Origin of the sequence: Streptomyces sp. A0958 (genome assembly GCF_004795035.1) — a bacterium.
Taxonomy (GTDB): domain Bacteria; phylum Actinomycetota; class Actinomycetes; order Streptomycetales; family Streptomycetaceae; genus Streptomyces.
The window spans coordinates 10,018-26,779 of the sequence record NZ_SSBK01000054.1 but is presented as its reverse complement, the minus strand read 5'-3'; the positions used below and the strand labels follow the sequence as shown (position 1 = coordinate 26,779).

Sequence of the window (16,762 nt, the reverse complement as noted above, 5' to 3'; positions counted from 1 at the left end):
CCGGGGCGCAGAACCAAGATGCCGCCCGCCCAAGGGCCGGGCCCCGCCCGTCCGGCGCTTGAGGACGAACCCCCGCACCCCGGAAAGGCGCACCCCGCACCCCCGCCCCCCTTGACGCACCCCCACCCCCCTCCATAGCTTGTCCACGCATGTGAACCTGATCCAAGAGGAGACCCCGCATGCCCGGCCCCGCCCCGACCCCAGCCCCAGCCCCACCCCCAGCCCCCCGCACCATCCTGCTCACCGGCGCCGCAGGCGGCCTCGGCACGCTGATGCGTGAACGGCTGCCCGCCCACGGCTACACGCTGCGCCTGTTCGACATGGTGCCGATCGAGGGCGAGCCGGACGCGATCACCGCCGACCTCGGCGACAAGGACGCGCTGCGCGAGGCCGTACGGGGGGTCGACGCGATCATTCACCTGGCGGGCATCTCCCTGGAAGCCCCGTTCGAGAAGATCCTCAGGGCGAACATCGAGGGCACGTACAACCTGTACGAGGCCGCGCGAGCGGCCAACGTGCCGCGGATCGTGTTCGCCTCGTCCAATCACGCCATCGGCTTCACTCCGCGCCCGCAGTCGGGCGACCCGCTGATCCCGGTGGACACGCCGCGCCGCCCGGACACGTTCTACGGCCTGTCGAAGTCGTTCGGTGAGGATCTCGCGCAGTTGTACTGGGACCGGCACGGCCTGGAGACGGTGTCGGTGCGCATCGGCTCATGTTTCTTGGAGCCGACGTCGGTACGGATGCTGTCGGTGTGGATGAGCCCCGCCGACGGCGCCCGCCTGTTCGACGCCGCGCTGACCGCGGAGAACGTGGGGCACACGGTCGTGAACGGTTCCTCGGACAACACCCGGCTGTGGTGGGACCTGACGTCGGCGCGGACGCTGGGTTACGAGCCGCAGGACGACTCGGAGCCGTACGCGGCGAAGCTCATCGCGGAGCAGGGCGAGCTGGACTCGGACAACCCGGACCACGCCCACCTCGGCGGTCACTTCTGCACCAACCCGCCGATCTGGCCGCACTGAGGGCGTACCGAGTACGGAAAAAAGCCCCGCCCCGGACGGAAACGGCGTCGCATCCATACGGGCGAACCCTACGGAAGGTAAGGGAACGGCAAAGCCGGGTCGTTCGTTCATCCGGACATGACCGCTATGACACCTGGCTCGAACCTCCCGCTCCCTGCCGTCCGCGTAGCGGTCGACGTCGCCGCGCCGGTCCGGCTCGACGTATCGGGCCTGCTTCTCACCGCCGACGGCAAGGTGCGTTCCGACGACGATTTCATCTTCTACAACCAGCCCTCGGGGCCGGGTGTGACCTACCGCTCCGGCGGAGGCAGCGCACCGGACGCCATCGTGGTGGACACCGCCTCCGTGCCCGCCGGCATCGAGAAGATCGTCGTCACGGCGAGCCCGGACGCCACCGGTCAGACGTTCCAGGGCGTCGAGCCGACCGCCACCGTGCGCAACGCGGACGACGGCAGCGTGCTCGCCTCCTTCACGCCGCCCCGGCTGGGGGCGGAGACCGCGCTCGTGGTCATGGAGGTCTATCTGCGCGGCGGGGCGTGGAAGGTCCGCGCGGTCGGCCAGGGCTATGCGAACGGGCTGGCCGGCATCGCGACCGACTTCGGTGTCACGGTCGACGAGGAACCCGCCACCGCCACGCCCGCCCCGCCCGCACCCGTCGCCACCCCGGCGGACCCCCGCGTCGCTCCCCCGGCCCCGACCGCCCCCGCGGCGCCTCCGGCGCCCACCGCGCCCACCACCCCCGGCCGGATCAGCCTCGACAAGGGCCGGGTCAGTCTGCGGAAGAACGAGACGGTGTCGCTGGTCAAGGCCGGGCGGCCGCTGTTGTCCCGGGTCAAGATGGGCCTCGGCTGGGAGCCCGCGTACCGGGGCAAGGACATCGACCTGGACGCCTCGGTCATCGCGTACGGGCCGCAGCGCAACCACCTGGACAGCTGCTACTTCGGCAAGCTGTCCATCCTGGACGGCGCGATCAAGCACTCCGGGGACAACCTCACCGGCGAGGGCGAGGGGGACGACGAGGTGATCGTCGTCGATCTGGGCCGGATTCCCCCGGAGGCGACCGGCCTGGTGTTCACGGTCAACTCGTTCACGGGCCAGAAGTTCACCGAGGTGGCCAAGGCCTACTGCCGGCTGGTCGACGCGGCGACGGACGAGGAGCTGGTCCGCTTCGATCTGACGGGGGCCGAGCCACAGACGGGCGTGATGATGGCCAAGCTGATCAAGCAGTTCACCGGGGAGTGGGAAATGACCGCCCTGGGCGACTTCGTGAAGTCGCGCACCGTCCGCGGCATGGTCAAGCCTGCCTCCCAGGCCCTGTAAGCGCCGTGAACGTCTTCAGGGGCGCCCGCCTGGTCGGCGGGGGCCCCTGAGGTCGGTCGGCGGAACGGAGAAGGGAAGAGGCGCGGTGCGGGCTCGTCGCTTCTATCAGAGCTTGGTCAGCTTGGAGTAGGGGCTCAGGATTCTGCCCTGACGCCCGGAGAAGTCGATGAGTACCGCGTCGTTGTCGCCCTCGACCGCGAGAACGCGTCCGAGGCCGAACTGGTCGTGCGAAACCCTGTCGCCCACATCGAACAATTCGACCGGTGGGGCCGCCTGGGCCGGGCGGTTGAAGGGACTGGAAGGCAGGTGGCGCCGGGAGCCGGCTGACTGTTTCATTACCTTGAGTATGCGCCTCGGCGGCGCCCGACGCCATGCCCTGCCACCTCCGGGGCCCCACTGATACCGGTTTCGTAATCAGCGCTTCCGGGCGCTCCGACCTCCCGAAAGCGCTTCCGCCCAAGCCCCGCCGGGCCGGAAGGCCCTGCCGCCGCGACGCCGGCACCGGCGACGACTTCGGGGCGGTCCCTTCGGTGAATGTCGACAGTGGGCAGGCGGCCCGTCCACCCGGCCGCCCGCATCTCACGCCTCCCGGTCCTCTACGGCCGGTCTAGTCGGCCGAGCCGCCCCGTGAGCGGGCCTTGAACGCGGCCTTGCGGGCGTCCTTGGCCTGCTTCTTGTCGCTGTGCAGCCGGCCCATGGCCTCCAGCACGTCCGCCGTCGCCGGGTGGTCGACCCGCCACGCCTCCTCGAAGAAGCCGCTGTGCTGGCCGGACAGGCCCTCGACCAGGCCCTGGAGCTCGTCGAGGTCGCCGTCCGCCTCCAGCTGGGCGGCGATCGTGTCGATGGCGAGCCAGAAGATCATCGCCTCGGAGGGCGCGGGGACGTCGGCCGCGCCCCGTTCCGCGAGCCAGACCCGGGCCAGGCCGCCGAGTTCCGGATCGCCGAGCACCGCGCGTACGGCGGGTTCGGCCTCCGCGCCGACCAGGGCGAGCGCCTGCTGGCAGTGCAGCCGGCGCAGGGGCGCGAGGGGGTCCGCACCCCGTGCGGCGTCCAGGAGCTCGGCGGCGGCGCCGTCGGAGCCGCGGCGGGCGAGCCACAGCTGGATCTCGGCGCGGGCGGACGCCTCCGGGTAGTAGGCGACGCCGCCGAGGAGCGCGTCGGCACCCTTGTCCGCGAGGTCGCCGATCGCCGGGGCCTCCACCCCGGCCTCCAGCATGCGGGCGCGGATGCCGTAGATGCCGAGGGGGGTCAGCTTCACCATCCCGTACCGGGTGACGTCCTCGTCGTCGGCGGGGGGCGCGGCCTCCTCGCCCTCCTCCATGAGCAACGCCTCGTCCACCGGCTGGTATTCGACGATGCCGATGGGTTCGAGGACCCGGAACTGGTCGTCCAGGCGCATCATCGCGTCCGAGACCTGCTCCAGGATGTCGTCGGTGGGCTCGCCCATGTCGTCGGGGACGATCATCGAGGCGGCGAGCGCGGGCAGCGGCACGGGCGAACCGTCCGCCCCCTCGCCGACGGTGAGCAGGTAGAGGTTGCCGAGGACCCCGTCGAGGAATTCCGCCTCGGTCTCCGGGTCCCAGTCCAGCGCGTCGAAGTCGATCGAGCCGTCCTCGCCGACGAGGTCGGCGAAGTCGTCGAAGACGGGCGCGGTGGCGTCGGCGTGGGCGGCCTCCAGGCCGTCGAGCCAGATCGCCAGGACATCGGCCGGTGAACCGCCGGTCAGCAGAGCCAGGTTCTCGCCCGCGGTGACGGTCCCCCGCGCGTCCTCGCCCGCGGCCTCCTCGTCGTCCCCGTCCGGGCCGTCCTGCGGGCCGCCCTCCTCCGGGGCGGGGTCCTCGATCTCGACCAGGCCGGTGTCGACGGCGAGCCGCCAGGCCTCGCTGGCCTCCGCCGCGCCGTCCTCGTCGGGCGTGAGGCCGAGGTGTTCGGCGGCGGCGGGCAGTTGCGCGTCTTCGAGTTCGCCGCCGGCCCCGACCCTGGTGTCCGGACCGGCCCAGCGGGCGAGCCGTGCGGCGCGGGCGAGCAGCGGCGCGGCAAGCGCGTCCCGTGCCAGCTCCGCCTCGGTGTGCAGCCGGGCCGGCGGCAGGGTCGGGCGCTCTGCGGACATCAGGGGGTCTCCTCGGAACAGGGGGCGTCGGGGGCGCCGGGATGCGGCACCGGGTGCATACCGGGCAGGGCGGCTCATGCCGTGTCCTGCGGGGGTCACCGTCCGCCCGGAAGGTGTCGCGGGGCGGACGGGGACATACGGAACACGCCCTAAGCGTAGACGTATTTCGATGCCCGCCGATCGGAATGCGGGCAAGCTCCCGATCCGGCCTTCCACCGGTGCCCGCCCGCACGCACCCTTGAGCGTTGCTTCACCTTCACCCGCAGCAGAACTAAGTGGACCTTCACGGTCCGGTGGGCTGAGACTGCGAACATGACGCCTTCCGCACCTTCGCGCCCGCGCCCCTTCGGCCGCGCCCTCTGCGCCATGATCACCCCCTTCGCCGCCACCGGCGACCTCGATGCGGACGCGGCGGCCGCGCACGCCGCCGCACTGGTCGCGGGCGGCTGCGACGGGCTGGTGCTCAGCGGCACCACCGGGGAGTCCCCGACCACCTCCGACGCGGAGAAGGCGGTACTGCTGCGGGCGGTGCGCGAGGCGGTCGGCCCGGGTGTGCCGCTGGTCGCGGGCGTCGGTACCTCGGACACCCGGCACACCGTGGAGCTGGCCCGGCAGGCCGAACGGGCCGGCGCCGACGGTCTCCTCGTGGTGACCCCGTACTACAGCAGGCCCCCGCAGGCCGCCGTGGAGGCGCACTTCCGCCGGGTCGCCGACGGGGCGGGCCTGCCCGTGATGCTGTACGACATCCCCGGCCGCACCGGTACCCGCATCGAGACCGAAACCATGCTGCGGCTGGCGGAGCACCCGCGCATCGTGGCGGTGAAGGACTGCTCGCAGGACCTGCTCGGGGCGACGCGGGTGATCGCCGCCGGCGGGCCGGCGTACTACTCGGGCTGCGAGGAGCTGAACCTCCCGCTGTACGCGGTGGGCGGCGCGGGTTACGTCAGCACGGTCGCCAATGTGGTGCCCGGCCGGATGCGGGCCGTGCTGGACGCCTTCGACGCCGGGGACACGGCCGGGGCGGCCCGGCTGAACGGGCGGCTGGCCCCGCTGACCGCGCTGATGATGGCGTCCGGGCTGCCGGGCACGGTCACGGCGAAGGCGCTGCTGGCCGCGGGCCCGGTCCGCGAACCGCTGCAGCCCGCCGGGCGCGAGGCGTCCGACGGGCTGCGCGAGGCGTACGAGGAACTTCTCGCCGCTGCTTAGTCGTTGCTGTGCAGGACGTCGTTGAGGCCGTCCCAGACCGCGTTGTTCGGGCGGGCCTCGACGGCTCCGGTCACCGAGTTGCGGCGGAAGAGGATGTTCGAGGCGCCGGAGAGCTCGCGGGCCTTGACGACCTGGCCGTCCGGCATGGTGATCCGCGTACCGGCGGTGACGTACAGACCGGCCTCCACGACGCACTCGTCGCCGAGCGCGATGCCGACCCCGGCCTCCGCGCCGACGAGGCAGCGCTCGCCGATCACGATGCGCTCCTTGCCGCCGCCGGAGAGCGTGCCCATGGTGGAGGCGCCGCCGCCGATGTCCGAGCCGTCGCCGACGACGACACCGGCGGAGATCCGGCCCTCGACCATGGACGTGCCCAGCGTGCCGGCGTTGAAGTTGACGAAGCCCTCGTGCATGACGGTCGTGCCGGAGGCGAGGTGCGCGCCGAGCCGCACCCGGTCGGCGTCGGCGATCCGTACGCCCTTGGGCGCCACGTAGTCCGTCATGCGCGGGAACTTGTCGACGGAGGTGACCTGGAGGTGCAGGCCGTCGGCGCGGGCGTTGAGCCGCACCCTCTCCAGGTCGTCCACGGCGACCGGGCCGAGCGAGGTCCAGGCCACGTTGGCGAGGAAGCCGAAGATGCCGTCGAGGTTCTGCCCGTGCGGCTGGACCAGGCGGTGCGAAAGCAGGTGCAGGCGCAGGTACACGTCGTGGGCGTCGAGCGGCTTGTCGTCCAGCGAGGCGATGACCGTGCGGACGGCGACGACCTCGACCCCGCGGCGGGCGTCCACGCCGATGGCCTTGGCGGCGCCCTCGCCGATCAGGTTGACGGCCAGGTCGGGGGTGAGCCGCTCCGTTCCGGCCGGGCCGGGCTCGGCGGACAGCTCGGGCGCGGGGAACCAGGTGTCGAGGACGGAACCGTCGCCGGCGATGGTGGCGAGGCCGGCGGCGACGGCGCCGGTGGTGCGGGTGGAAGTCGTGTCGGTCATGACCAGAAACCTAACCGGCCGGGGGCCGCTCGGGCGAACCGGTCTCAGCGTCCGGGCGTCGCGCCGCCGGGCGGCGGCCCGCCCCGCACACCCACCCGGTGAGTTCCCTTTGGAGACCGACTAGGGCAGGATGCTTTCCGCAGGTCACGGCGGCCGGATGGAGTCGAATGGCCGCCCCGGAAGACCGAGGAGGCGCCATGCCCCAGCGCATCAGCCAGGCCGACGCCGACTGCGCGATCGCCCAGGCTCTCGACGTGGTCGGGGACTGGTGGACCCTGCTGATCGTGCGGGACACGGCACGCGGGGTGCACCGGTTCGACGCGCTCCAGCGGGAACTGGGCGTGTCCCGCAAGGTCCTGACGGAACGGCTGCGGCTGCTGGTCGACGCGGGGGTGCTCTCGCGGGAGCCGTACCAGCAGCGGCCGGTGCGGTACGAGTACCGGCTGACCCCGCGTGGCCGCGCCCTGCTGCCGGTACTGATCGCGCTCCAGGACTGGGGCGACGCCTGGGTGAGGGGAGACGGAGAGACCATGGCGACCACGGAGGAGTCCTCGCGGGAGGCCGCACGGGTGCACGCCCTGCTGGGCACCCGGGTGCCGGAGCTGGCCCTGCCGCTGAGCACCGGCGGCCGGCAGGACCCGGTGGCCGCGACCCCGTACACCGTCCTGTACTTCTTCCCCGGGGCCTACGCCCGCCAGGAGTCCTATCCGCCGGGCTGGGCCGGCATCCCCGGCGCCCGTGGCTGCACGCTCGAATCGTGCACCTACCGCGACCAGCTGGCCGAGTTCACGGCGGCGGGCGCAACCGTGCACGGCGTCTCGGCGCAGCGCCCGGACGAGCAGTTGGCGTTCGCCGAGGCGGAGCGGCTGCGCTTCCCGCTGCTGTCGGACGCGGACCTGGAGCTGACCGCCGCGCTGCGCCTGCCGACGTTCCGCGCGGGCGGGGTCAGCCGGCCCAAACGGCTGACCCTGGTGGTGGACCGGGACCGCAGGGTCCGCGAGGTGCTGTACCCGATCACGGACATCGAGGACAGCGTGCGGGTGGCCCTGGCGTCGGTCCGGGGTGCGGCGGCGGGTACGGACGCCCTCTGAGCGGTGCGGGGGGTAGCCCCCGGTCGGTGCCGGGGGAAGACGCCAATGCGCCGGCGCACCCCCGCGCGAAATGCTCAAGTGGTACTGAGCACACCTCAGTTGGGGACGTCCTCATGACCGCACTCGCCCCACCGGCCCCGTCCGCGCGAACCGTTCGCGGGTGATCGTCCGGGCCGTCGCGGCAGCCGCCTGCTGCGGCCTGCTGCTGAGCGGCCCGGCGGTCGCGGCCGCCCCGGGCCCCGCCGCCCCGACGCACGCGCCCGCGCCCGCCTCGGCAACCGGCCGGGGCACCCTGGTCTCCGCCGAGAAGCCGTACACGCTCAGCACCCCGCAGGCGGTGGCCGCCGACCTGACCACCGCCGGGTTCGCGGCGGACAGCGCCCGGTACGGCGTCGTGGCCTACCGGCTGGTCTACCGGACCGTCGACGCGCACGGCCGGCCCACCACCGCGAGCGGGCTCGTCGGCGTCCCGCTGCACAGCGGAGCCCGGCTGCGCACTGTCTCCTTCGCCCACGGCACCGGCAGCCACAAGGCCGACGCGCCGTCCGCCCAGCGCGCCGCGTTCGTGTCCGCGCCGGTGATCGCGCACGCCTCGGCCGGCGCCTTCGCGGTCGGGCCCGACTACCTCGGGCTCGGCAAGGGGCCGGGGCCGCACCCCTGGATGGACATCGGCTCGGAGACCACGGCATCCCTGGACATGCTCCGGGCCGCCCGCGCCTTCGCGCCCCGCACCGGGCACGTCCTGGAACGCGAGGTCATGGTCACCGGCTTCTCGCAGGGTGCGTCGGCGGCCCTGGGGCTCGGCCGGGCCCTGGAGGCGGGGCAGGACAGCTGGTTCCGGCTGGGTGCGCTGGCGCCGGTCAGCGGCGCGTACGACTTCGGGGGCGCGGAGCTGCGCGCACTGGTCGCGGGCGACCTGGACGCCAAGTCCGGCGTGGTCTACGCCGCGTACACGCTGGTCGCCTTCAACCGCCTGCACGACATCTACGACAACCCCGGGGAGGTCTTCCAGGACGAGTACGCCGACACGATCGAGGCGCTCTTCGACGGCGAGCACACGGGGCAGGACCTGGTGCAGGGCACCCCGGAGAAGCTGGACGACCTGCTGACGGCACACGGCCGCGAGCTGCTGACGCATCCGGCGGGCGCGCTGGCCGAGGCGTTGCGGACCACCGACGCGGTCTGCACCGACTGGGCCCCCCGCGCCCCGGTCCGCCTCTACACGGCGTCAGGCGACGAGCAGGCGACGACCGAGTACTGCCGGGCGGCGCTGGCCAAGAAGGGCGTGTCCGCCCCGGTCACCGATCTCGGCGCGGTCGACTACCACGGCTCGCGCCACCTGGGGTCCAACGTGGCGGCCACACCGCGGATCGTGCGCTGGTTCGGCGAGCTGTCCCGGCGCTGACCGGCTCCCCCGGCCCGGTCAACGGGCGATCCGGCCCAGCATCTCCCTGGCGTACGCCTCGTCGTACTCGCCGCCGGTGAGCAGTACTTGGAGGCAGATGCCGTCCATCAGGGCGACCAGGGCCCGCGCGGTGGCCGGGCCGGTGCGCGGCTGGAGCAGGGCGGCCGTGGCATCGGTCCACTCGGCGGCGACCGGCCGCAGCGCGGGCCTGCGCAGGGCGGCGAGGTAGAGCTCGTACTCCAGCTCGGCCCGGCCGCGGCCGCCGGCGAAGATCCGGCCGAGCAGCCGGGCGAGTTCGGCCGCGAGGTCGGCGGCCGGGTCGACGAGGGCCCGGCTCTCGCGCATGACGGCGGCGAAATTCTCGTTGGACCTGCGCAGCGCGGCGACCAGCAGCTCGTCCAGCGAGGCGAAGTGGTACGTCGTCGAGCCGAGCGGCACGTCGGCCTCGGCGGCGACGGAGCGGTGGCTGAGTCCGGCGATGCCGCGCTCGCCGACCACGCGGATCGCCGCGTCGATGATCCGGCCGCGCCGCTCGGGGTCGTACCGCCGTGCCATCAGTGCGCCCCGCCCAGGTTGAGCACCACCACACCGGCGATGACGAGCAGGATGCCGGCCGCCTTGACCGGTCCGCCGGACTCCCCCAGGAACACCATGCCGATGAGGGCGACGGCCGCGGTGCCGACGCCGGCCCAGATCGCGTAGGCGGTGCCGACCGACAGGGTCTTGAGCGTCTGCGCGAGCAGCGAGAAGGCCAGCAGGTATCCGGCGACGGTGATCAGCGAGGGCCAGAGCCGGGTGAACCCCTCGCTGTACTTCATGGCGGTGGTCCCCGCCACCTCCGCCGCGATGGCCGCGGCGAGCAGTCCGTATCCCATGTGTACGAGTGTACGCAACGGCTGCCCGCGGACGGTCCGGAGTCACCGGCTTGCCGGGGCGCTACCGTGGTTCGTCCAGTACATGATCGACGGACCGACGGAGCAGCAGTGGCGCAGGACGCAGGGTGGGGCGGCGGAGCCTATGGAGGCGCGCCGTACGGGGGACCGTCCGGGGCTCCCGGGTGGGGCGGCTGGGGCGGTGGCTGGATGCCGCCCAAGCCGGGGGTGATACCCCTGGGGCCATTGAGTCTCGGGGACATATTCGGCGGGGCGTTCTCCACGCTGGGCCGCTACGGCAAGCAGTTGCTCGCCGTGGGCGCGGCCCTCTACGGCGGCGCGCTGGTCGTGGTGGGCGCGGCGGCCGCCATCGCGTACTCGGCCGTCGCGGACCATCTGGACCGGCTGTTCGCGCTGACCTCCGACGAGGACCCCGCATCGCGGGACCTGACGCCGGTGTTCCTGGCGCTCGGGGCGATCGCGCTGCTCGGGTTCCTCTCGATGGTGGTGGCCACGGCCGTGGTCTACGCGGCGGTGCCGGTGGTCCTCCAGGAAGCGGTGCTGGGCCGGCCGACGACGTTCTCCGCCGTCTGGCGGCGGGCCTGGTCGCGGGTACCGGCGGTGATCGGCGCGGTCCTGCTGACCGGTCTGGCCGCGATGGTGCCGATGCTGCTCGCCATGGGCGCCCTCGCCGCCTGCATCATCGGCGCGGTCGCCATGGACGGCGGCGGGGGCTCGGCGCTCCTGATCGTGGTGGGCGTGCTCTTCTTCCTGGCCTGTGTCCCGGTGGCCACCTGGCTCTGGGTGAAGTATTCCCTCGCCCCTTCGGCCGCGGTCTTCGAGAACCAGGGCCCGGTCGCCTCGATGCGCCGTTCGGCCACGCTGATACGCGGAGACTGGTGGCGGGTCTTCGGGATGACGATGCTGGCGGGGATCATCGCCGGTGTCGCGAGCTATCTGATCCAGATCCCGTTCAGCTTCCTCGGCATGTTCACCGGCGTACTCGGCTCCGCCAACCTGAGCGACGACCCGAACCCCGCGGCGGTCCTCGCCGCGATGAGCGGGTACCTGGTGCTCATGCTGCTCGGGCAGCTGGTGAGCCAGCTGGTCGTGGCCGTGTTCCCGCCGCTGGTGACGGGGCTGCTCTACGTAGACCGCCGCATCCGCACCGAGAACCTCGCCCCGGTGCTCGCCGAGGCCGCCGCCGTACCGCCGCAGTACACGGCGTAGCGGCCCCGGCGCCCCGGCTCAAAGCCGATGCCGCGTTCCTCCAGAGCCGTACGGAGTTTCGGGTTGCCGCCGTAGACCTCCTCCCCGGTTACCCAGCCCACGTGGTGTCCGGCGTCCAGGAACCGTTCGATCATCGTGCGGGCCAGGTCCGGCTTGGTCGCGAAGACGGTGTCCTCGCCCAGCCCCGCGGCCCGGCAGCGGTCCGGGTCGCTCGTCCAGGAGCGCGGGATGTACAGCTCCCGGTCCACCGCCGCGTGCCCGCGCATCCCGGCATAGACGAGGTAGACGGCGACCTGGGAGTTCTCGATTCGACCGGCCGTTCCGGTGTACTGGCGCTGGACCCCGACCGTGTGAGTGCCCTTCTTCACGTCGCCGGTCTCGTCGACCACCAGCACCGCTGCCTCGTCGTGGAGGTGCTCGACGACGTATTCGCGCACGTCATCGCGGACGGCGTCAGCGTCCCAGACGGCCCGGCACAGCAGATGCTGCATGCCGTGCGGGCTGGCCTCCCCGGCCCACTCCGCGATCGTCCAGCAGTTCTTCCTCGGCAGGTCCGCCAGCAGACCTAGCACCAACCGCCCGGCCCGCAGACGGGGTTCGTACCGGGCGAACCGGCCCGCTATACGGCCCATGGCCACCTCGAACGCCTCCCGCCAACGGACGGGATCTATGCTGTGACCTGCGGCCACCATCTCATCGTTACTCCACACAAGTCACGATGATCAACGGTGGCCGCACCCGTCTCCGCACCGGCCCCGACCAGCAAGATCACGATCTACAGCTGGAGTATTAGACCATAACCGATGGCGGGGAAACGAGGCGTGCGCGCTCGTAAAGGCTGCGAGCAGTCTGGTTCTTGAGATAGGGGCGAATTCGAGCCTGCATCGCGGACATGGCCTTATCGCACTGTCCCGATTGGACGTCGGGGTAAATTTCCACGACTTTGACCCATGTGGCACACGCGCTTTCGAGATGGCCGATCTCTAGCTGGCGTTCGGCAAGCATGGAAAGATAGCGAATCCGATTCCTCTTGAACGAGCTGTGCCGCAGCTTATCGGATTCCTCCAAGTCTTTTACTGACCCCTTGATATCACCTAGTTCGTAACGAACCTGCCCTGCGTGATAGGTCAGAGAGGACGGGTTGTAAGAGCCGAACGTCTTAGTCTGGGATTCGGCCTTTTCCATCGCTACTTCGGCCTCTCGCAGATACATGAGCGCCCTCGTGCGCTCGCCAAGCTGTGCGGAGGCGTGCGCTTGCTGCCCTGCCAGAAAGGCGCGCATTCTGGGACCAGCCTGCGGAGATGCAGACGCGGCAGCGTCAGCAAGACGCATCGCGGTCTTTCCGTGACGCAGATCAACGGCCTGAACGCTCATTCCACGCAGGGTTGTGCAATACGTGAGGTGATCTTCCGAAGTACCCGCCAGTTCGAGCGCTTTCAGGTAATACTGTTGTGCTAGGCCGTGGACGCCTTCGTCCACGGCCATGTATCCGGTGAGATAGCAGAGATCGGAAGCCGCCGACATCATCGCCTTGCGGACTTCCTCTGTTGCGTTGGCTCGAAGGTAGGGGGCAACCGTGTTTACGAGGAATGCCGCAGCCATTGGGCGAGCGTGCCGACCTCCGAATTGGTCGTCCAAATCAGATACGCGCTCCGTCATAGCGATGACCATGTTTACGTCGGCCATCCCTATGCGTTGGGTCTTTCCAGACTGAACCGCTTCCATACGCCCCACAACATCCGGCCATCCAGGGACGGTAAGGGCCACGGAGAACAGTCCCGCACTCAGGACGCTACGACGTGAGGGGTCAATGTCTTGCCTCCCGAGGTCTACCAGCCCTTCAACGGTAGTCAGGTGGCTGTTGGACTCTTCCGGGGGTGCCGGGAATCCTGCATCGGCGTGCGTGATGGGACGGAGCAGTCTCCGGGCGAGTGCTTCCAGAATCAGCGGTCGGACAGTTTCCTTCGGCAGGTGGCCGCTCAACCACTGGTGCACTGACGGCTGTTGGTACTTGAGAGGGGTGCCGCGCTCGGTTCCGATGCGGTTGACCTCTTGGGCGAACTGCCGCAGGGTCCACCCGCTCTCGCGGTACAGCCGCTCAAGTCCGGCGTTCGGCTGTCGTGTCGTCACTGGCCCCAACTCCCGTGCTCTCACCGCTTAACGCTCTTAACTCCCACCCTCTTCCCAACGGTACCGCTGTGCGTGGTCGGACGGTTGCCTAGTGCGAGCACCACCACCGCGAGGGATGACACGGCCAGGAGGGTCCGAGCATGGAGAAGCACGCGCAGACGGTCATGGGGAACCCCGTGAACCTCCCGTTGAGGCTGGAGGCAGACCCGCAGCCGGTACCGGGATGCGCGCACTGCGACAAGGTCGCCATGGACCGGGGCCATGCCAAGGTAAACGGTGACGGCAGCCGCGTGAGTGACTGCAACGTGCGGTTGCGCCGCCACCTCGCGGACGAGCACTCGTGAGTGCCCCCGTGAAGCCGCAGCGTCGTGCGCGGCCTCTCCCGGCTCCGGAGCTGGTCAGCCTCGTAGACGACCCCAGCGGGCCGTACGCGGGCTCTCCGGCCGGCTGGTGGTCGCAGTACGGCGGAGCGGTCAGCGCTTCCGGCGTGATCCATCTGCATGGCCCGGCGCATCCGCCGAACCAGCGTCACGACCACTGCCCCCACTGTGTGCCGCTCCGGGGAGCCGAGTGAGGAACGTACGCCGGTTCGGATGGTCCGTGTTCGTGTTCACGGTCGCCGTGCTCGCCACGGCGATTCCCACGCTGGCCGCTACCGGCCGCCTCTAGCTCCCGTTCCCCTCGCGGTGTCGCACAGCTCCCCCCGTGCTGACTGCACAGACCCGCGAGGGGGACGGGCTCCAACTCCCGCCCCCGGCGATTCCTCAATGGACGGTCGAGTCTTCGGGGGCGGGGCAAGACCCCGCCCCGGTGATGCAAACCCTGGACAGGCCGAGCGGCCGGGGCGGGTTACCGGACAACCCAAGTGTAAGGAGGCGCACGATGCGCGCTGCCGGAAACCGTCTCTTATTCGCGTGGCTTGAGATCACGGGACTCTGCAACGAGTTCTGTGATCACTGCTACGCGGACAGCGGGCCCAAGGGCACACACGGCACCATGACCGTGCGGGACTGGTTGAACGTGATTGACCAGCTTGCCGACATGGGCACCCTGGACGTTCAGTTCATCGGGGGTGAGCCGACCCTTTACCCGAGCCTGCCCGCGCTGATCAAGCACGCCCATGGGCGGGGCCTCGGGATCGAGGTGTTCTCGAACATGACCCACATACGCGAACCCTTGTGGGAGGCGTTCACGGAATACGGCGTCACGCTCGCCACCTAGTACTACTCGGACACCGCCGAGGAACACGACCAGGTGACGCAACTCCGAGGGTCACACAGGAAGACTCGCGCCAACGTTCAAAAGGCGCTGGCACTCGGTATTCCGCTGCGCGGTGGAGTCGTCGCCGTACAGGCCGGCCAGCGGGTACAAGAAGCCGCACAGGACCTCACGGCGCTCGGTGTCGGCACGGTCGGCGGAGACCGGACCCGCGCGTTTGGCCGGGCAAGTCAGGGGGCCGCGCCGACCATCGCTGATCTGTGCGGGCACTGCGCCCACGAGAAATGCGCCATCGGCCCGACCGGCGACGTGTGGCCGTGCGTCCTCGGCCGGTTCCTGACCATCGGCAACGTGCGGGAAAAGCCGATCTCCGATATCTGGGGCGGCGCGCAGATGACCGACGTCACGGCCGAGATCGCGGCGGTGCACGGGGATGGTGTCCAGTCGTGCACGCCTCCGCAGTTCCTACCCATGTGCGGCCCCTGTGGCCCGTGCGTCCCCTCGGTCGGTCACTGTGACCCCAGGGAAGCGGAGGGCGCCGCTACGATCGCCGCACCGGTCTAGCCCGCTGAATGCAAGGGAGCGCACAGATGGACGATCACGGGGACGACTTCGGCCCGTGGGGGTGGGAGGACGAAGGCAACGCAGTTCGGCGGACCGAGGATGAATGGCTCACCATCGCTCGGTACGTCCGGCACGCGGCCAACAAACTCGGGCCGGAACTCCCGCTGTGCCTCCCCGGCGAACCGCAGGAATGCGGGCGGTCGGCCCAACAGCACGTGATCGCCTGGTCCGCTCACCTCAAGGCCGTGTCCCATCACCTGATCGAACAGGCCACCCCGAGCGAGGCCAGGGGCGCTCACGCCGCCGGGCCGCTGTATCAGCGGCGCCTGTCTGATCTGCGCGCATCCACTTCCGCGCCGCACTGACCAACCGCAGACCCCTACCGGGGCCCCGTCCGCGCACTGCCCCCGTGGCATGCGGGCGGGGCTACTGCGCGTCCTGGCGCTCATCCTCGCTGCGGTCGCGCACGTACGTGCCCCGCTGCGGCACGGTGTGCGTACCCGAGTTCGCGAAGGTGCCGCACCGCGCGGCGGGCGGTATCCCGTGCCACACCCCACCGCTGGATGCGCGACTCTATCGCCCGTGCACTGCTGTGGGTGCTGCGGCTGCTGCTGCCCGCCCGAGGAAAGCGCCGAGCCGTCCCCGCCGCCCCGGTGACCGCCCCCACGTCCCGCGCCGCGTGGTCCCGCCCGTGGCAGGGGCCGAGTGCCGAGGACGCCCGCGCCATCTTCCACGCCGAGGAAACCCGCTCGCTCACCCCGGAACAGCGCGAAAGATGGTGGGCCGCCGCGTTCTCCGAAATCGGCGTCGATTACGACTTCCCGACTATGAACATCACTGGCGCACGGAGCGCGCGTCAGGGGGTCGCAGCATGACCGCCAACGAACTGTTCCCGGTAGTCCTCGCGGGTCACGTAGCACCCTGCATCGAGTGCAAGACCGTCACGCGCGCCCCGGTTCCGGTCCGCTGGATTCAGAGCACCAGCGGCCCCGGAACGACCCTCTACGCCTGCCCCGAACACGCCGTGAAGCTCGGCACGGGCCCGAGACCCCCCGAGGGCGAGCTACGAGCCCCGTAGGCAAGCGCACAGGCAGCAAAACGCCCCGTGCGGCCAAGTGCCGTGCGGGGCTCTGTCGTTGGCGCTGACGTGCGCGTATCCTCAGAACGGGTAGTCAGGAGTGTCGGGGTCGGTCAGCACCACCCAGGTCGCCTCGGACGTCTGGCCGACGTCGGCCCGCCGGGCACCGAGCCCGATGACGCGCTCGACCTCGGCGGCCTGGTCGTCCGGGGTGAGGTCGATGTGCAGCCGGTTCTTGACCGCCTTGCCGTCGGGCACGGGCAGGAAGCAGATGCCGGGCAGCGCGGTCTCGTCGGCGCCGATGACGATCTCGTGCTCGTCCTTGTAGAGCACCCGCCAGTCCAGGACCGCGCACCAGAAGCGGGCCTGGGCGGGCAGGTCGTGCGCGTCGACGGCGAGCTGATAGAAGCGAAGGGCCATGCCCCCAGTCTGCGTCCGCCCGCCGCGCACGCACAACGTCCGCCGGCCGCGTACGACAACGGTGAACGGCCCCGGCACGGATGCCGGGGCCGTTCACCGTTGTCGTA

Annotated in this window: 19 protein-coding genes and 1 pseudogene; 12 read left to right on the top strand and 8 right to left on the bottom strand. The window is 71.0% G+C overall.

Annotated features, from left to right (window positions below; all coding sequences use genetic code 11):
• The first annotated feature begins 179 nt into the window (after positions 1–179).
• On the top strand, positions 180–1,025 hold the full coding sequence (locus tag E6P78_RS30805; protein ID WP_136206920.1) for an NAD(P)-dependent oxidoreductase: 846 nt from the start codon (positions 180–182) through the stop codon (positions 1,023–1,025).
• Positions 1,026–1,142: 117 nt separating this feature from the next.
• Entirely contained in the window at positions 1,143–2,345 is a 1,203-nt protein-coding gene (locus E6P78_RS30800; RefSeq protein ID WP_206307968.1) for a TerD family protein, read from the top strand.
• Between the two features lie 105 nt (positions 2,346–2,450).
• On the opposite strand, the gene E6P78_RS30795 is transcribed toward E6P78_RS30800, so the two are convergent.
• Entirely contained in the window at positions 2,451–2,681 is a 231-nt protein-coding gene (locus E6P78_RS30795; protein WP_037711258.1) for a hypothetical protein, read from the bottom strand.
• Between the two features lie 271 nt (positions 2,682–2,952).
• The gene (locus tag E6P78_RS30790) at positions 2,953–4,455 is read right to left on the bottom strand and encodes a hypothetical protein (protein ID WP_136206919.1); all 1,503 of its coding nucleotides are present in this window, start codon (positions 4,453–4,455) and stop codon (positions 2,953–2,955) included.
• Positions 4,456–4,767: 312 nt separating this feature from the next.
• Between E6P78_RS30790 and dapA the strand changes: the two genes are divergently transcribed.
• Positions 4,768–5,661, top strand: a complete 894-nt coding sequence (gene dapA / locus E6P78_RS30785; protein WP_136206918.1) for a 4-hydroxy-tetrahydrodipicolinate synthase — start codon at positions 4,768–4,770, stop codon at positions 5,659–5,661.
• On the opposite strand, the gene dapD is transcribed toward dapA, so the two are convergent.
• The gene (gene dapD / locus E6P78_RS30780) at positions 5,658–6,647 is read right to left on the bottom strand and encodes a 2,3,4,5-tetrahydropyridine-2,6-dicarboxylate N-succinyltransferase (protein WP_136206917.1); all 990 of its coding nucleotides are present in this window, start codon (positions 6,645–6,647) and stop codon (positions 5,658–5,660) included. The genes dapA and dapD overlap by 4 nt on opposite strands.
• A 197-nt stretch (positions 6,648–6,844) precedes the next feature.
• On the opposite strand from dapD, the gene E6P78_RS30775 reads away from it, so the two are divergent.
• Both E6P78_RS30775 and E6P78_RS30770 read left to right on the top strand, forming a co-directional pair.
• On the top strand, positions 6,845–7,738 hold the full coding sequence (locus E6P78_RS30775; protein ID WP_136206916.1) for a winged helix-turn-helix transcriptional regulator: 894 nt from the start codon (positions 6,845–6,847) through the stop codon (positions 7,736–7,738).
• Between the two features lie 160 nt (positions 7,739–7,898).
• Positions 7,899–9,143, top strand: coding sequence for a lipase (locus tag E6P78_RS30770; RefSeq protein ID WP_136206915.1), 1,245 nt, complete (start codon positions 7,899–7,901; stop codon positions 9,141–9,143).
• A gap of 18 nt (positions 9,144–9,161) precedes the next feature.
• Here the strand turns inward: E6P78_RS30770 and E6P78_RS30765 are convergent, their stop codons facing one another.
• Both E6P78_RS30765 and E6P78_RS30760 read right to left on the bottom strand, forming a co-directional pair.
• Positions 9,162–9,698 (bottom strand): TetR family transcriptional regulator, encoded by a 537-nt coding sequence (locus E6P78_RS30765; protein WP_136206914.1) that lies wholly within the window; start codon positions 9,696–9,698, stop codon positions 9,162–9,164.
• On the bottom strand, positions 9,698–10,018 hold the full coding sequence (locus E6P78_RS30760) for a multidrug efflux SMR transporter (protein ID WP_136206913.1): 321 nt from the start codon (positions 10,016–10,018) through the stop codon (positions 9,698–9,700). Before E6P78_RS30760 ends, E6P78_RS30765 begins: the two co-directional genes overlap by 1 nt.
• A 207-nt stretch (positions 10,019–10,225) precedes the next feature.
• Here E6P78_RS30760 and E6P78_RS30755 point away from each other — a divergent pair, with 207 nt between their 5' ends.
• Positions 10,226–11,245, top strand: coding sequence for a hypothetical protein (locus tag E6P78_RS30755; RefSeq protein ID WP_136206912.1), 1,020 nt, complete (start codon positions 10,226–10,228; stop codon positions 11,243–11,245).
• Positions 11,246–11,265: 20 nt separating this feature from the next.
• On the opposite strand, the pseudogene E6P78_RS30750 reads toward E6P78_RS30755, so the two are convergent.
• Together E6P78_RS30750 and E6P78_RS30745 are read right to left on the bottom strand one after the other, a co-directional pair.
• A pseudogene (locus E6P78_RS30750) lies at positions 11,266–11,877 on the bottom strand (IS701 family transposase); the annotation flags it as partial.
• A 157-nt stretch (positions 11,878–12,034) separates the two neighbouring features.
• Positions 12,035–13,375, bottom strand: coding sequence for a tetratricopeptide repeat protein (locus E6P78_RS30745; protein WP_136206911.1), 1,341 nt, complete (start codon positions 13,373–13,375; stop codon positions 12,035–12,037).
• A gap of 140 nt (positions 13,376–13,515) precedes the next feature.
• Between E6P78_RS30745 and E6P78_RS30740 the strand changes: the two genes are divergently transcribed.
• The 6 genes from E6P78_RS30740 to E6P78_RS30715 all read left to right on the top strand — a co-directional run bounded on the left by E6P78_RS30740 (position 13,516) and on the right by E6P78_RS30715 (position 16,235).
• Positions 13,516–13,719: a hypothetical protein gene (locus E6P78_RS30740; RefSeq protein ID WP_206307967.1), complete on the top strand. Its 204-nt coding sequence runs from the start codon at positions 13,516–13,518 to the stop codon at positions 13,717–13,719.
• Between the two features lie 538 nt (positions 13,720–14,257).
• Complete coding sequence (locus E6P78_RS33745) at positions 14,258–14,596, top strand: radical SAM protein (protein WP_240799439.1); 339 nt, start codon at positions 14,258–14,260, stop codon at positions 14,594–14,596.
• Between the two features lie 33 nt (positions 14,597–14,629).
• Entirely contained in the window at positions 14,630–15,157 is a 528-nt protein-coding gene (locus E6P78_RS33740; RefSeq protein ID WP_240799438.1) for an SPASM domain-containing protein, read from the top strand.
• A gap of 26 nt (positions 15,158–15,183) precedes the next feature.
• Positions 15,184–15,522, top strand: a complete 339-nt coding sequence (locus E6P78_RS30730; RefSeq protein ID WP_136206910.1) for a hypothetical protein — start codon at positions 15,184–15,186, stop codon at positions 15,520–15,522.
• Between the two features lie 198 nt (positions 15,523–15,720).
• Positions 15,721–16,032 carry a hypothetical protein gene (locus E6P78_RS30720; protein ID WP_136206909.1) on the top strand — a complete coding sequence of 104 codons (312 nt, stop codon included), beginning with the start codon at positions 15,721–15,723 and terminating at the stop codon, positions 16,030–16,032.
• Positions 16,029–16,235 (top strand): hypothetical protein, encoded by a 207-nt coding sequence (locus tag E6P78_RS30715; RefSeq protein ID WP_136206908.1) that lies wholly within the window; start codon positions 16,029–16,031, stop codon positions 16,233–16,235. Before E6P78_RS30720 ends, E6P78_RS30715 begins: the two co-directional genes overlap by 4 nt.
• A gap of 81 nt (positions 16,236–16,316) precedes the next feature.
• On the opposite strand, the gene E6P78_RS30710 is transcribed toward E6P78_RS30715, so the two are convergent.
• On the bottom strand, positions 16,317–16,655 hold the full coding sequence (locus tag E6P78_RS30710) for a VOC family protein (RefSeq protein WP_136206907.1): 339 nt from the start codon (positions 16,653–16,655) through the stop codon (positions 16,317–16,319).
• Positions 16,656–16,762: the final 107 nt, after the last annotated feature.